The sequence below is a fragment of the Flavobacterium frigidum genome, assembly GCF_048286735.1.
In the GTDB taxonomy this organism is placed as follows: domain Bacteria; phylum Bacteroidota; class Bacteroidia; order Flavobacteriales; family Flavobacteriaceae; genus Flavobacterium.
The window spans coordinates 96,798-112,834 of the sequence record NZ_JBLVPU010000004.1 but is presented as its reverse complement, the minus strand read 5'-3'; the positions used below and the strand labels follow the sequence as shown (position 1 = coordinate 112,834).

General features: G+C 33.6%; 10 protein-coding genes and 1 tRNA gene. 7 read left to right on the top strand and 4 right to left on the bottom strand.

Annotated features, from left to right (window positions below):
- Positions 1-81 precede the first annotated feature (81 nt).
- On the bottom strand, positions 82-558 hold the full coding sequence (locus tag ACNQGO_RS03930) for a CHRD domain-containing protein (protein ID WP_417984280.1): 477 nt from the start codon (positions 556-558) through the stop codon (positions 82-84).
- Between the two features lie 602 nt (positions 559-1,160).
- On the opposite strand from ACNQGO_RS03930, the gene ACNQGO_RS03925 reads away from it, so the two are divergent.
- Positions 1,161-1,580, top strand: coding sequence for a DUF2452 domain-containing protein (locus ACNQGO_RS03925; protein WP_417945613.1), 420 nt, complete (start codon positions 1,161-1,163; stop codon positions 1,578-1,580).
- Between the two features lie 209 nt (positions 1,581-1,789).
- On the opposite strand, the gene ACNQGO_RS03920 is transcribed toward ACNQGO_RS03925, so the two are convergent.
- Entirely contained in the window at positions 1,790-5,011 is a 3,222-nt protein-coding gene (locus ACNQGO_RS03920) for a WD40/YVTN/BNR-like repeat-containing protein (RefSeq protein WP_417984278.1), read from the bottom strand.
- Between the two features lie 993 nt (positions 5,012-6,004).
- On the opposite strand from ACNQGO_RS03920, the gene ACNQGO_RS03915 reads away from it, so the two are divergent.
- The 4 genes from ACNQGO_RS03915 (at position 6,005) to ACNQGO_RS03900 (ending at position 11,033) form a co-directional block, all read left to right on the top strand.
- A complete protein-coding gene (locus ACNQGO_RS03915) occupies positions 6,005-6,997 on the top strand; it encodes an HNH endonuclease (RefSeq protein ID WP_417947273.1) in 993 nt (330 codons plus the stop codon).
- Between the two features lie 417 nt (positions 6,998-7,414).
- On the top strand, positions 7,415-8,062 hold the full coding sequence (locus ACNQGO_RS03910) for a hypothetical protein (RefSeq protein WP_417947271.1): 648 nt from the start codon (positions 7,415-7,417) through the stop codon (positions 8,060-8,062).
- A 305-nt stretch (positions 8,063-8,367) separates the two neighbouring features.
- Positions 8,368-9,045: a recombinase family protein gene (locus tag ACNQGO_RS03905; RefSeq protein WP_417947269.1), complete on the top strand. Its 678-nt coding sequence runs from the start codon at positions 8,368-8,370 to the stop codon at positions 9,043-9,045.
- A 530-nt stretch (positions 9,046-9,575) separates the two neighbouring features.
- Positions 9,576-11,033 carry a recombinase family protein gene (locus ACNQGO_RS03900; protein ID WP_417947267.1) on the top strand — a complete coding sequence of 486 codons (1,458 nt, stop codon included), beginning with the start codon at positions 9,576-9,578 and terminating at the stop codon, positions 11,031-11,033.
- A gap of 60 nt (positions 11,034-11,093) precedes the next feature.
- Here ACNQGO_RS03900 and ACNQGO_RS03895 read toward each other — a convergent pair.
- Both ACNQGO_RS03895 and rseP read right to left on the bottom strand, forming a co-directional pair.
- Positions 11,094-11,167 (bottom strand) — tRNA-Asn (locus ACNQGO_RS03895).
- A 138-nt stretch (positions 11,168-11,305) separates the two neighbouring features.
- Positions 11,306-12,655, bottom strand: a complete 1,350-nt coding sequence (rseP, locus tag ACNQGO_RS03890) for an RIP metalloprotease RseP (protein ID WP_417984276.1) — start codon at positions 12,653-12,655, stop codon at positions 11,306-11,308.
- Positions 12,656-12,880: 225 nt separating this feature from the next.
- On the opposite strand from rseP, the gene ACNQGO_RS03885 reads away from it, so the two are divergent.
- Together ACNQGO_RS03885 and ACNQGO_RS03880 are read left to right on the top strand one after the other, a co-directional pair.
- Positions 12,881-13,948: an NADH:flavin oxidoreductase/NADH oxidase gene (locus ACNQGO_RS03885; RefSeq protein ID WP_417984274.1), complete on the top strand. Its 1,068-nt coding sequence runs from the start codon at positions 12,881-12,883 to the stop codon at positions 13,946-13,948.
- Positions 13,949-14,696: 748 nt separating this feature from the next.
- Entirely contained in the window at positions 14,697-15,737 is a 1,041-nt protein-coding gene (locus ACNQGO_RS03880) for a Gfo/Idh/MocA family oxidoreductase (RefSeq protein ID WP_417984272.1), read from the top strand.
- The last annotated feature ends 300 nt before the right edge of the window (positions 15,738-16,037 follow it).

Sequence of the window (16,037 nt, the reverse complement as noted above, 5' to 3'; positions counted from 1 at the left end):
GCATTATGCCACAAACAAAAATAAGTCTTACGTTCTTTGGAAAGAAGTAAGACTTATAAATTTCATTTAACTAATATGTACTTAGTAACCTCCCCCAGTATTGGTAGTGGTTGTAGTTCCCTTAACCAATTGACCTCTTATTTCACCCGCAGTAAATGTAGAAGAGTGCAGATTTACATAATAAAGATTAGCCATAAGGTCTGCCTCTTGTTCTGGAGTTAGAGCAGTACTCGTATAACTAATTGGCGATGCAAGTGCAGTAAATGGAAAAACTACGCTTCCATTTGCTCCGGCAGCTCCTTTATGGATGTGTCCTGATGTAATAGATGCAACGTTGTGCGTTACTGTGATTGTAAATACTTTTGTAGTATTGTTAAATTTAAGTATTGCGGTACCCATGGCAGTAGAGTTGTTTGCCGGAACCTCGTTTGATCCCATTAACATTTCAGCCGAAAAGGTAGTAATACTTTGTCCTGGAGTTGATTCATCATCTTTGTTACAAGATGATAAACTTACCAAAAGAAATAATGCTGTAAATAAACTAATTAATTTTTTCATGGTTGTATTTTTTAATTTGTTTAACAAATATACATAAATAGTAAACAAAAACAAGTCTTTAGCAAAATTTTACATTTTAGCAACGCTTTTATTACTCTTCAGGAGAAAGATGAGACTTGATTTGTAATGTAAGTAGTTCATTCTAAGTCATTAAATACGGAACTTAAAATATTATAAGATTACATTTGTCCATTTTTGAAGGAGTACTTTTTTTACTTTCAATGAAATGCTTTTTTAATTACTTATTTAAAAATTGTTTAGAGAAAGTAACTATTTTAAATCGCTGTTGCAACTTGTTGTTTCTTCTGTCATTATCCCTTTCGTGAAATGCAAAAACTTAATTTATATCGTTTATTATTTAACTCGTTTTGTTTTCTGTGCGACACCACTTTTTCTATTAAACAGTTGTAGATAATTTTATATTTTTGTTTAACTTTGCAGTAAAAATTATAAACAAAAATACGTGTAGTGCGAATATTGGATGTTCGTATTTGTTTTGGCGCAAGCCAAAATAGATACATTCAGGACTACTATTAAAAATCGAATGGTAAGGCGCAATTTTAAAACAAGTAAATTTTTGCCTGAAATTAAAATAGAATAAAATGGAAAATAAAAAACCAGATAATGTTGTTTATTCAGTTGAAGCGGGATATAATGCTAATGTTTTGCCTTATGCTACAAGTGCAGGAGCGCCTGTAATTCGGGTTGATGATGTGGTATCGTGGAAAAGTAGAGGGATAGATAATGTAAATAAAGAATTAGGAATTAAATTCAATGAACTGAAACTGCAATACCAAAAGTTGATGGAGGAGTTTGAATGGAACGAATTAGTTTATAGTGCTAAATTTTCATTTGAACCAGTAATTGGCGAAATTTATCATTTGTACAGAGACGCCGAAGGAATCAATTTTCTTTCTTTGATTGGGCCGAATGAATGGAACAAGGAGCATATTGGGACTTTTAAACTCAATAGCGAAAAAAAATGGACACTTCTCAATGCGAATGATTCACATCTGTATTAAAAACAACCAATGTAATAATCCAAAACGCAGAAAACATAATAAATAGGTTAAAAAAAAGGGTAGAAAATCTAAATTTTCTACCCTTTTTTTATTCTGAAAATCCACTTTACAGCGTTGGTGTATAAAGTAATTCTTGTCTTTTTTTATGCAATCCAGTTTAACAACTAAATCTCGACTGCGCTCCATCTGACAAGATTAATACGATGAAATTATTTTATTTCCTTGTCTAAAATAATGGCAGGAATTTGTTGTTTCATTACAAAAGCATTAAATTCCTTAACATCGTTATCCACGATATCTTTTATTTTCTTGATTTCGGCATCTATTTTCATAGCTAAATCGTCATAAACAACATAAGCATTTCGGGTTGGTTTTGATTCCGATGATGAAATATTGGATCCTAATCCAGCCATTTTATCGTTCAATTGAATTGGGTACGCTAACACATCTTGTGGTGCTTTAGCTTTTGGCTGCATTAATGATGACTCAATTTTATCCAAGTTTTCTAGAGTCGATTTCGTCATTTTTTTCATTTGATTGACCGCTACAGTATCTTTTACAGTAGCTATATATCCATTAATTTGTGTGCGGATTTTTCTCAATTGGTTAATCGCAATATGAGCCTCATTGACCTTTTTATTTACTTTTTGATGCAAGTCAAATTGTTCTTTTAAATCAGCATCACTCACAGTCACTCGCGGATCAAGTTTGATCTCAACAGCTGCTTCTGCAATAATAGTTTTGTCTTCAATTAACCGAACAATATAAGATCCCGGTACTACTTTTGCACCAACACCAGACCCCGCCCACATTACATTAGTTCCGTCAACTGCAGTTGCATTTGGATAGCGCATATTCCATACAAATGAATTCATACCTGCTTTTGCGGTGATGAAACCGGCTTGCTCTTTTTTAGGATCTTGATAAAATTCTTTCGAAATTTTCATGGGTTCGCCCTTTAGATTTTTTGACGAGGAATAGGTAATAATCGTATCTCCTTTTGGTGTTAAAAACTGTAATTTTATCTCAGATGAAGGTTTCTTCTTGAAAAAGTAACGAACAATTACTCCATTTGGCGCATTAGTTCCTGAACTCTTATCATCGCTTTGTCCGCCTTGCATTCTATAAGCAGGACGAGGTTTGAAAAGGTGTTTATCCGCTTTTGCTATTTTGTCTTTTATCTCATAAAGCGGGGTAATATCATCTAATACCCAAAAAGCACGTCCATGCGTAGCAACAATTAAATCCTTTTCTCTTTTTTGAATTCTTAAATCTCTAATAGGAGTTAGCGGCAGATTTAAGTTTAGTTTTTGCCAAGAATCTCCATCGTTAAAGGAAACATAAACGCCTCGCTCAGTTCCAGCAAACAATAATCCAGGTTTGTTAGGATCTTCACGCAATACTCTGCAATACTCATCAGATGGAATTCCATTGGTTATTTTAGTCCAACTTTTTCCATAATCAACCGTTTTGAACATATACGGTGTACGATCGCCGTACATGTATTTGTTGGCTGTTAAATATGCTTTTCCTTTTTCGTGTTCTGAAGTGTGAATCATACTAATCAAAGAAAAGTCAGGCAGTAGTGTTGTTGGTAACGAGATATTCTCCCATTTTGCCCCGTCGTTTTTAGTGATATGTACTAAACCGTCATCCGATCCTGTCCAGATTACCCCTTTTTCTAGCGGTGATTCTGAGAGGGTGAATATCGTAGCGTATACTTCTGCTCCTGTTTGATCCTTAGTAATTGGTCCGCCCGTTTCTCCTGTAGTTTTAGGATCATTTCGGGATAAATCAGGACTTATAATTTCAAATGAATGACCTTGATCTTCTGTCACGTGTACTACTTGAGAAGTAACATACATTTTTTTTGGGTTGTGAGGCGAAAAAACAATTGGGTACGTCCATTGAAAACGGTATTTTTTGGCACTGGAAGGAGCCCCAATATTGGATTCTGGATACGGAGAGATATCTTTTCCTTGGCCTGTTTTTTTGTTGAAAGAGCTCAATTGACCATCGTATTCGCCACCGTATGTAATGTCAGCATTCGTTGGGTCGGCTTCGATATACCCAGCTTCGCCACCTGCAACGGCATACCAAGACTCAGGACCTATGCTATTGCCACTAGATCGAGAAGCGATACGAATGGAAGAATTATCCTGCTGAGCACCATAAATATTATACGGGAATTCATTGTCTACTGATACATGATAAAACTGACTCGTAGGCGTGTCTAGTTCTGTGAAGGTTTCCCCACCATTAAAGGTCACTTCGCCACCGCCATCATCGCCTATGATAAAATTTTCTGGGTTTAAAGGATTGATCCATACATCATGTGTATCTCCGTGTCCAACATTTATTTTTTTAAAGCTTTTACCGCCATCATTGGTTTTCCAAGCATCTACATTTAATACGATTAATCCATTTTCGTTTTTAGGATCGGTTTGTAAATTCATGTAATACCATGGTCTTTGCCAAAGATTTTTATCTTCATTAATCAATTCCCAATGCTCGCCTGCATCATCAGATCGATACAGTCCGCCTTTTGTATTTTCGATCAAAGCATACAAGCGATTCGAATTTACTGGAGACACAGCGATTCCCATTTTCCCGAGGATTCCAACTGGCATTCCTGGTTTCTCGTTAAGCGATTTCCAAGTATCTCCGCCATCGATCGATTTATACATTCCAGATCCTTTTCCTCCTGATGACATAGAATGACCGTTACGATACCCTTCCCACAACGTTGCATAAACAATTCTAGGATTGGTAGGATCGATACGAACACACATGGCGCCCGTTTTTTCATCTTTAGAAAGAACTAATTGCCATGTATTGCCACCGTCTTTGGAGCGGTAAACACCGCGTTCCGGATTAGATTTAAAAGGATTTCCCATAGCAGCAACAAAAACGATGTTAGCATCAGAAGGGTGTACTTCAATATTAGCGATTGCATCCGCTTTATCGAGGCCAGATTTAGACCACGTTTTTCCGCCGTTTACAGATTTATACATACCATCACCAAAAGAGATATTGGATCGCATATCCGCTTCACCCATTCCTACGTATACCACGTTCGCATCAGAGGGAGCTACTGTAATTGCACCTACAGCCGATGATTTAAAAATACTATCAGAAATAGGAAACCATTCATTTCCTCCATCAATTGTTTTCCAAACGCCACCTCCTGTTGCACCAAAATAATACGTCAAAGGATGGTTGGCATGTCCTGCTACCGCAAGTGATCTTCCGGATCGAAAGGGTCCGATATTTCTCCATTTAAGAGCGTTGAAGAGACTATCTGAGACAAAATTTGAAGTGGTTTTACTCTTTACATTCTTTTTTTGCCCATAACTTAATCCGGTAGAAAGCGTTATGAAAAATGCAAGAACGATACTCAAGTGAATTTTTTTAAAATAAGTTTGGTTCATAGTTTTTATTAGATTGGTTATTGGTTATTAAATTTTAGCTTATAAAGGGGTTCGTCATTTCCAGTTTTAAACACCGTATATTAGAAAAACGGTACTTAACTGGCTATCAAATATAAGAATTAATTTGTAGTTTTTAGAATCCCAAAACAATGAGGATATTGAACCTTTTTTTCACAAGGTTGGTGTTGTATCGATTGGTTAAATCATCACAATAAAGCAAATAGTTTTGGCTAAAGAAAGATTTTGAAAAAGTAAAAGGCTAGTATTGCTGCACGTAAAAGTGTTTTTAGTACTAGAGTTTAGCCCAGTTAGCAGTGGAGCTCCTTTACGCCAGAAGAAGAAACAAGGATAGGAATAAGGGCGTAACGAAATACACAAATAGCTCCTTGTTATATTTAGAGTTAGGAATACAGTACAAACAAGAAAGACTACCGTTCCCGATAGTCTCTTTTTTACTTTACGAAATAGTTAACCAAAACCCCATTTATAACAATGGAAAATCATAAAGTAATACTTTATTTCGAATCCAATTTTGTTGTAAACACCTCAAAAGTTGTTGTTCAAAATAGTTCAAGCAAGTCCAATTACTTAAATAGGTGACAAACATAAGGAGGGTTGTGAAAACTATTTTACGGGAAACCGTAAAGTGACAATTTTTTTTCAAATTAAATAAATTTGTGTCTTTTTGATTAGGATATAGGTATGGATTGAAAGTGTTTAAAAAGATCGTATATCGTTGTAAAGTCTTTTGAAAATCTTACTCTCTTTGGCTTCCCGAAATAAATTCGGGGTAAACTTCACGTCAAAATAGGCCACAAAAAAACCCGATACTTGCGTATCAGGTTATAAAAAGCTCCCCTAGATATTGTGTTATCGAACCAATTCAAGCATGATTTAATGAGATTATATGTTTTAAGCAAAGAGATTCAAAATAATTATGACTTTGTGTTTTAGTAATGAAATATTCATAGTTTTACTAAAACTTATTCAAGTATGGTTAATGAAGAATTATTGGAAAAATACATAAAGCAGTTAAAGAGTCTTAATCGAGCATCGCATAAAATAATGGGGAAAGCTCCACATAAACCAATTCTATTATTGTCGATATTGCAATTAATTAAAAAGGTAGATATACAGACGAATAGAATATATATTACAGGCGAGTTGGTTATCGCTTTTAAGAGTAACTGGAACCGATTAGTCGAAACAAACCATTTATCAAATTTCTCATTACCTTTTTTTCATTTGAATAGTGAACCATTCTGGCGGTTAGTTTTTATAAATGGGATTAGTAATGGTCATGGTGAAATAAAAAGTATAAGCAGTTTTAAGAGCCTTAAGAATAATATCGCTTTCGCTGAAATAGACAAAGATTTATTTAATCTATTGTTAAATCCAGTATCAAGTACCATGATTGAGAATTTTTTATTAAATAATTATTTTCCTTCATCAAAAGAGAATTATCAAGTAGTAGAGATTTTGGGTAAGTATGACATTGAGAGAATAATAGAAGAGCAAATTGTTAACGATACAAAGGAAGAATATCAGAGCTTAATGAATGAAAATCTAAAGAAATTATCCGAAGATGAGATTGAAGAAGATAGATTTATTAGGGGAAGCATTTTTAAAAGAGAGGTTCCTAAAATTTATAAGTATCAATGTTGTATATCTGGAATGCGAATCGAATCATCTAAAAATGCCCAAATGATTGATGCTTGTCATGTGATTCCATTTTGTATCTCGAATGATGATACTTTACCAAACGGTATCTCATTATCTCCAAATTTACATAGAGCTTATGATAGAGGATTAATCACAATCAATGAGGACTATATTGTTAGGATTTCGCCAACAATAAAGGAAAATGATTCGCCATTTTCGATTTCGCAATTTGCTGGGATTAGAATTTTTTTACCAGATGACAGTAAAAATTACCCTTCGCCAGAAAATCTCATGTGGCATAAAAAAGAAGTTTTTGTGTTTTAGGTACTATTACTAGCCCTGTGGACATCCTTTTTGTTCTTTATTACTTCATAAGCTCACCTCGTAGTTATGTATTAACAATACGATAACTGGCTAATCAGTACCCTATTACCTTTTTTCCCTTTGATTTGTTAATGTTTTTTTAGTTTAGTTACCTACCCAGATATAAATATCACCTCAACCATAGTAAAGGGTATGATACTTTAAGCGAATTTTCAGAGTATTTCTTTTAAATATTTTTAGCTGTGTCACTTTGGAACACAAATAAAAACAACCATTTAAAAAAAATCATAGAAAATGTGCCAATAAGCTACACTTTTGAGAATTCCTTAGTATTTATATGATAGATGCTTGACTAATAATCTCCTTGTATGGGGTTCTTGTATCAATAAATAACGATATACTAACAATTAATAAAAAATGAAATATGAAAATTTAAAGGAATTTATAACTAGTACAAAAAGTAGTAAAAGTACAATTTACAGGTTTTACAAAAAAAATATAGAGCTCTTTGATGAAACAAAGTTGAAAAGTGGGAAGAGATTTTTTCCAGTTAACCATGCTAGATATTTTGATTCTGAAATCATGTTTGACGAAAATAAGATATTGAGACAAGAGAATCAATCCATGAAAAATTTGATTGACTGTTGTCTAATCGATAAAGGGAGTTTGCAGTTCAGAATATGGCAATTGGATTGGTCATTTTTTATCACGGTAGCTTATAAAGCGGAGAGAAACAAAAAGAGTTGTTTTAAGCAAATGCACGGCTTATACGAACACCTAGAGAAAAAATATGGCAACGCTACCGCTTTACGATTATTTTTCACCAGTGAGCCATTTACCAATAGAATAGGTTACCACAATCATTTGGTTCTAGATATAGCAAATAAAAAACTCCATCAAGAAATTATTTCCGAAGTACAAAACTATTTTAGTTATGACCGTGTAGACATAGATATTTACGACCCATACAAAGCGGGTGTATTTTACATGACTAAAGAAGGGACCATGACAGAGGATTGGGATATTTTAGGAAATAATTTAAAGGCTAATACTTGTTTAGGGTGAAGATAAAAGTAACTAAGCGACAATTCCAATTATTACTAAGTAATTTTAATGTTTTAAGAGAAAAAGGGTTGTCATTACATATAAAGGGGTCATTGGAAAATAAAATATCCTAAAGAATCAAAATAGTTTTTTTTAAAGAATACGAGGTCTAAAAACCCTCGTTTTTTTATGCTTAAAAAATTATAAATACTTGTACACCAGGAAAGCCAAGGTTTTTCTAGGATATTCCAAAAAAGCCTGGAATCTTTGTGGTGTAATAAATCACTAACGGACGATTAAGATTTATTACACCTAAAATCAGAGATATGAAAAAGTTTGTAGCATATTACAGGGTGAGCAAAAAAGAACAAGGAATTAGCGGTTTAGGATTGTCCGCTCAACGAAGTTCAGTATTAAAATATGTTGATTTACAAGAAGGAATAATCATTGAGCAGTTTACTGAAGTTGAGACTGGGACAAACAAAAGAGGGCGTATCGAAATCCATAAAGCGATTAAAATGGCAAAAAATGAAGGTGCTATTTTGGTAATCGCAAAGCTGGACAGATTGGCGAGAAACGTAAATTTTGTTAGCTCTCTAATGGATGCTGGCATTGAATTTTTAGCTGTGGATATGCCTTCAGCCAATAACTTTACAGTTCATATTTTTAGTGCCATGGCTGAACAAGAGGCAAAGTTAATCAGCACCCGAACTAAACAGGCTCTGGCCGAACTAAAGAAAAAAGGTGTAGTACTTGGCACCCCTAAGAATCTTAATGATGATGCTAGAGCCAAAGGACTTAAAAAGATTAAGGAAAATGCGGCTAATAATGACAAGAACAGACAAGCACAGTATGTTATTCTTAATTGCAAAGAAAAGGGAATGAGTTATCGACAAATTGCAGAACACCTCAATTACTTAAATTTCAAGACTCGATATGGTAACCAGTTTATGGCACCAACCGTACATCAGTTGTATACTAAAACACTCTTAAAAAAAGTGTAGTATAAAATAAAGTTGAAACTTTACAAATTTATAAGTTGTTTTGTATAAGGTTGACCTAAAGGTAAAAACTGATTCACAAATCAGCTCTTAAATACAACTTACTCAAACACCTTGAGGGCAGTTAAACTGTTATTCGGATAAGTTTTTCACTTTTTTGTAAAAAAGTGGTATTGACAAATTACATCACAAATTTTATTAAAGAGCTTTATTAAAGCTCAAAACTGTATTGCTATTTCCATTCATTTAAAAGGGTCGAAACTATAGTTAATACTTAATGGTACAAATTATTCTTGTTGAATAATTTGTCGTGGTCAATATGGCCATAAAAATAATCTTCCAGTAAAAAAAGAAGGAAGAAGGGGTTAATAGATTAATATAATGTTAAGCATAACGGAATGTAAAAATATTTTAAACAAAAAAGGGGTTTCTTATAACGATGAAGAAATAAAAATAATAAGAGAGGCATTATACAAAATCGCAGAGATTATGTACAGCCAAAAAAATAATTAAAAATTAAAAAACAAAACAAAATGACAAAAATTAATGTAATCACTTACGGAAGAGTAAGTACGGAAGAGCAAAAAGAAAATGGGTTTAGTCTAAATCACCAAGAAGAAATGCTGAAAAGATATTGCGATATTAAAGGATATAATATTCTTAAACACTATGTTGAGGATTATTCGGCAAAAACTTTTAACCGCCCAGAATGGAAAATGTTAATGGATTATGTTAAAAAAAATAGAAATTCTATTGACATGATTTTGTTTACAAAATGGGATAGGTTCTCTAGGAATGCAGACGCGGCAACGGCTGTAATAAAAGAGTTAATAAAAATGGGAATAATAGTAAATGCAATTGAACAGCCATTGGATATGACAGTCCCAGAAAACAAGTTAATATTATCAATGTATCTTCTCATGCCCGAAATAGAAAACGATAAAATTGCTGAAAGGACAAAAGACGGAATGCGTCGAGCAAAAAAAGAGGGTTGCTACATGGGTAAAGGACCGTTTGGTTACTCTAACGCTAAGATTTTGGAGAAAACCTCTATAGAGCAAAATTCAGATTCTGCGATAGTGCTGAAAGCATTTAAAGAAGTAGCGAAAGGTCTAGAGTCAGTTGAGGTAATAAGGAAAAAATTTAAGGTGGAGTATGGGTTAAAACTTGAAAAGCAACAATTTTATAATATGCTTAGAAATGTAACCTATTGTGGTTTGATAATAATTCCAGAGTATAAGAAGGAGAAAGAGGAAATCATAAAAGCACTACATGAACCCATAGTCGATATTGAGTTATTTAAAGAGGTTCAAAATGTCATAAATGGCAGAAAGAACCATGATGCCAAATTCCCTACTAGTATAAACGATTTATTCCCCTTAAGAGGGAATTTCGTTTGCCCTAACTGCGGGAAACAAATAACCGCCAGTAAATCTAAAGGGAATGGTGGTCACTACGAATATTACCATTGTAAATCTACTTGTAGAATTAGATTGAAAAAGGAAGTGGTGCATGAAAGGGTACAAACATTATTAAATAATATTACATTAAACAACAATGTAAAAGAATTGTTTAAAGGCGTTTTAAGCGACCATATACAATCGAACAATATTGACGCAGAAACACGTGTAAAAGAGCTTAAAAAAGAACAGGAATCAATCAAAATAATGCTTGAACGAGTAGAGGATAAGTATATGGATAATGGGTTAACCTCAGAAGATTATAATAAGATTAAAAATCGATACAATGAGAAGATTACCGAAATACAAAACCGTATTGAAATACTAAGCGATAGAGATAAAGATTTAAAGAAGTATGTTAGTGATTCAGTTAATTTATTGTCGCAGTTGGGAAATGTGTTCAACCAGTTGCAAAATAAGGAAAAAGGTTCTTTTTTAAGGGTTATATACCCAGAAAACATAATACTAGAAAAAGAGTGTTTTCGAACCAATTCGGAGAATGTAATTGTAGAGCTTACTACTAGAATTTAAGTAGTTCGCAAAGTATAGAAATGAAAAAAGCCACTCCGAAGAATGGCTTTTCCACTTTAGCTCCCTCTCTTGGGCTCGAACCAAGGACCCTCTGATTAACAGTCAGATGCTCTAACCAACTGAGCTAAGAAGGAAACTATATGTCTTTATTCTAGTATTGAATGAACGTTTTTAATTGCTTATTAGTGCTGTTTGTTCCACTTGTAAAGCGGTGCAAAGATAGGCTATCATTTGGTTTATGCAAACAAAAAGCAAACTTTTTTTATTTTTTTTTACTTCCCTAGAATTGCCTTGTAAATGTCGTTTCCGTTCGCAAATAGTAATAGTGTGATAAGTAAAACAAAACCAACCATTTGTGCGTTCTCTAAAAATTTATCACTAGGTTTTTTGCCTGAAACAATTTCGTATAATAAAAACATCACGTGACCACCATCAAGCGCAGGAATAGGCAATAAGTTCATTACACCAAGCATTATCGATAACAAAGCCGTAATGGTCCAGAAAGCTTCCCAGCTCCAAGTATTGGGAAAGATGTTAAAAATAGCTGCAAACCCTCCAACTTCTTTATAGGCTTCAGTTTTAGGATTAAATATCGTCATAAGCTGATTCCCATAATCAACTAACCCATTAAAACCAATATTAATCCCAATTGGAATTGATTCTGCAAAACTATATTTCTCACGATTAACTTTATAAAGATTCAATTTTTCAATATTAGAATAAGGTAATCTTGAAGCGTATGCTATTCCTAATTTTGATTTGTTATTAAATATTACTGTTGTCTGAATGATAGTACCATCTCGTTTTAAAGTTACGGGAACCGTTTTTCCAATAAAGTTTTTAAATTGTGATATTGCTTGATCAGCATATTTTATAGGGCTGCCATTAAAGTGGGTTATAATATCTGCAGATTTTATATTTTTAAAGTTAGGAGAACTCTTTTCAATCACACTAACGATAAATGGAATCCTCATTTCTACCAATGTACGTTTAACGCCGGAATTACTTATTTGATTGATAATATTTACAGGAAACTCAATTGTTTTTGTTTCATTATTTCTTTCAACTGTAACTTCTTTGGCTAAGAATAAATTTTTAGAGATATCGTCATAACGTTCCATTTTCTTTCCATTTATAGAGAGAATTTTATCGCCTGTTTGAATTCCTGCTTTTTCAATAGCTGGATTTGTTACCCAAATTCCATCTTTTAAGTCATTATTAGTCACATATGTTTCGCCATAAGCAAATGCCATTCCGATATAGATAATAAACGCTAAAATAAAATTTACCGTTACGCCTCCCAACATAATAATCAATCGTTGCCAAGCTGGTTTAGAACGAAATTCCCATGGTTGCGGTGGCAAAGCCATTTGTTCTTTGTCCATGCTCTCGTCAATCATACCTGATATCTTCACGTATCCACCAAGAGGCAACCAACCAATTCCGTATTCGGTTTCGCCAATTTTCTTTTTGATAAGGGAATATTTAACATCAAAAAATAAGTAAAATTTTTCGACTCTGGTTTTAAACAGTTTAGCAGGAATAAAATGTCCTAATTCGTGAAGTATAATCAGTAATGATAAGCTCAATAAAAATTGAGAAAGCTTGATAACTATGTCCATTTATTTGTCATTGCGAGGAGTGAAGCAATCTAATCCTCTTATTAATTTAATTTCTAAAACTCACAAAAGTAAGGTTTTCTATTTGTATATTTTGCAATAATTGTTCCAGACCATTTTAAATGTTTGTTAATTATTATAAATTCATTTTTTTCATTTGACCCCTCTCCCTTAACTTTACATTTGGAAACAACTATTTCTCGTTACCTTCACTTTAAAATCAATTGTATGTCTTCAAAATTATTTTCTCCTCTTTCTTTAAAAAGCATCACGCTAAAAAATAGAATTGGTATTTCTCCAATGTGTCAATATTCAGCTATAGATGGTTTTGCCAATGATTGGCATTTAGTGCATTTAGGTAGTCGTGCTATTGGTGGTGCAGGATTAATTATTCAGGAAGCCACTTCAGTTTCTCCTGAAGGTCGGATTTCTCCTGAAGATTTAGGTCTTTGGAAAGACGAACAGATTGAAAAATTGCAACAGATTAATCGTTTTATTGTCAGTCAAAATTCGGTTCCAGGTATTCAGTTGGCGCATGCAGGTCGCAAAGCAAGCGCAGCATCACCATGGAACGGAGGCAGGAAAGTAGCCATAGAGCAAGGCGGTTGGAACACGGTTGCACCAAGTGCTGTGGCGTATCACGAAAACGAAGAAGCGCCTCTTGTACTAGATAAAACAGGCATTCAAAAAGTAATTACCGATTTTAAGTTGGCTACTAAAAGAGCGGTCGAAGCAGGCTTTCAGGTTATGGAAATTCATGCGGCGCACGGGTATTTGATGCACCAGTTTTTATCTCCTTTGTCTAATTTTAGAACCGATGAATACGGTGGAAGTTTCGAAAACCGAATCCGTTTGACGCTAGAAGTTCTTGAAGCAGTGCAATCAGAATGGCCCGAAAATTTGCCTTTATTGGTTCGAATTTCAGCTTCAGATTGGGCAGAAGGTGGTTGGAATTTGGAGGAATCCATTCAACTTTCTAAAATTTTAAAAGAAAAGGGAGTAGACTTAATCGATGTTTCATCAGGCGGAGCAGTTTCTTACCAACAAATTCCGTTAGGTCCAAATTACCAAGTTGCTTTTGCCGAAAGCATAAAAAACGAAGCGGGAATCCCAACGGGTGCTGTAGGTTTAATCACTGAAGCTGCTCAGGCAGAGCAAATTATTGCCTCGGGAAAAGCAGATTTGGTATTGTTTGCTAGAGAATCATTGCGTAATCCGAACCTCGGATTGACATTTGCACATGATTTAGAAGCAGAAATCACTTGGCCAAAACAATACGAAAGAGCTAAAAAATAATATTTTTAAACCTATAAGTCATGTAAGTTTCACTTTATAGGAGTAGAGATTTAGTGTATAAAAACATTTCAATCTTTCAGCGGTATTACAGTTCTTCTAGCTTAAAAATCAACTTCTAGTCTCGGTTTTAAAAAATTATATGCTACGTAAGTTAAAAAAATAATTGTTTCGGCTTTTAAACCATTAAGAGATTAAGAAAAGTTAAGGTTTAGCTTTGTGGTCGTATTAAGCTTTTCTTTTAAAAACTTATATGGCATACAAGTTAAAAAAATAATTGTTTCGGCTTTTAAACCATTAAGGAATTAAGAAAAGTTAAGCTTTAGCTTTGTGGTCGTATTATGCTTTTTCTTTTTAAAAACTTATGTGACTTATATATTAGAAAAATAATTGTTTCGGCTTTTAAACCAGTAAGGAATTAAGAAAAGTTAAGGTTTAGTTTTTTGGCCATATCAAGCTTTTTCTTTTAAAAACTTATGTGACTTATATGTTAGAAAAATAATTGTTTCGGCTTTTAAATCAGTAAGGAATTAAGAAAAGTTAAGCTTTAGCTTTGTGGTCGTATTAAGCTTTTTCTTTTTAAAAACTTATGTGACTTATATGTTAGAAAAATAATTGTTTCGGCTTTTAAACCATTAAGGAATTAAGAAAAGTTAAGGTTTAGCTTTACGCTTGTATTAGGCTTTTTCTTTTTAAAAACTTATGTGACTTATATGTTTCATAAAATAAAATATACTATAAAACGCCTTGCATGCAAAAAATAAAAACGGCCTTGCTCTCTTACGGGATGTCTGGCAAAGTGTTTCACACGCCTTTTTTAAATTTTCACCCGGGTTTTGAACTGCTGGGTTCGTGGGAACGCAGTAAAAAGCTAATCCAAATTGATTTCCCGGAGATGAAAAGTTATGCTTCTATTGATGAATTATTAACTGATGAAGTAGATTTAGTCATTGTAAATACACCAGTCGAGACGCATTACGAATACGCTAAAAAAGTTTTATTGTCTGGAAAACATGCCGTTGTAGAAAAAGCATTTACGACAACGGTGGAACAAGCTCAGGAATTGGCAGCTATTGCCAAACAACAAAATGTGAAACTGTCTGTTTTTCAAAACCGTCGTTGGGACAGTGATTTCAAAACCATACAAAAAATTATTTCAGAAGATGTTTTGGGCGATATTGTGGAAGCCGAATTCCATTTTGATCGCTACAATCCGCTTTTGAGTCCAAAGCAACATAAGGAAACGCGCAATTCAGGTGCCGGAATTCTAAAGGATTTAGGACCTCATTTAATCGATCAGGCCTTGTGTTTATTTGGGCTACCACAATCGGTTTTTGCTGATATCCGAATCACAAGAGCACAATCTTTAGTCGATGATTGTATTGATATTCTATTGTATTATGCAAGTTTTCGAGTGCGAATAAAAGCAGGTTTCTTTGTGCGCGAAGCCAATCCAGCCTATGTCATTCACGGAAAAAAAGGTTCGTTTTTAAAAGCTCGTGGCGATGTTCAGGAGGACGAATTGAAATTAGGAAAAAGACCAAATTTAGATACTTGGGGAACCGAATCCATTACCAAACAAGGACTGTTGCACACGGAAATAAATGGTGAAATTGTAAAAAAACACATCCCAACTCTTGAAGGAAATTATTATGATTATTTTGATGGTGTTTTTAATTCGATTACAAATGACATTAAAGAGCCAGTTACCGCAACTGATGGTATACACGTTATGAAAATCATTGAAGCAGCTATAGAAAGTAATGCGCAACAAAAAGTACTTTTGCTTTAAACATTCCTTTTATTTTGTGTGGAGTTGATAAGAATTCATGTAAAATTATTTGACGATTAGGTGGTTTACAAAATAGTTTTGTTTCGATATACCTCATATAAAGGATGCTATTTGTTAGCATTGCTTTTTTTAAATTATACTTTCAGTAGTTCTACTTTATATCACTCCTTTTAAATTTTAGGAAAAGCTTGTTTATTCAAATCGCACGTATTTTTCAGATACTTTATGGGTTAAGAATTTGTAATAAAATCGATTACATGAAAAAAAGTAGTCGAAAAATATTTTATGTACTTATTTTTA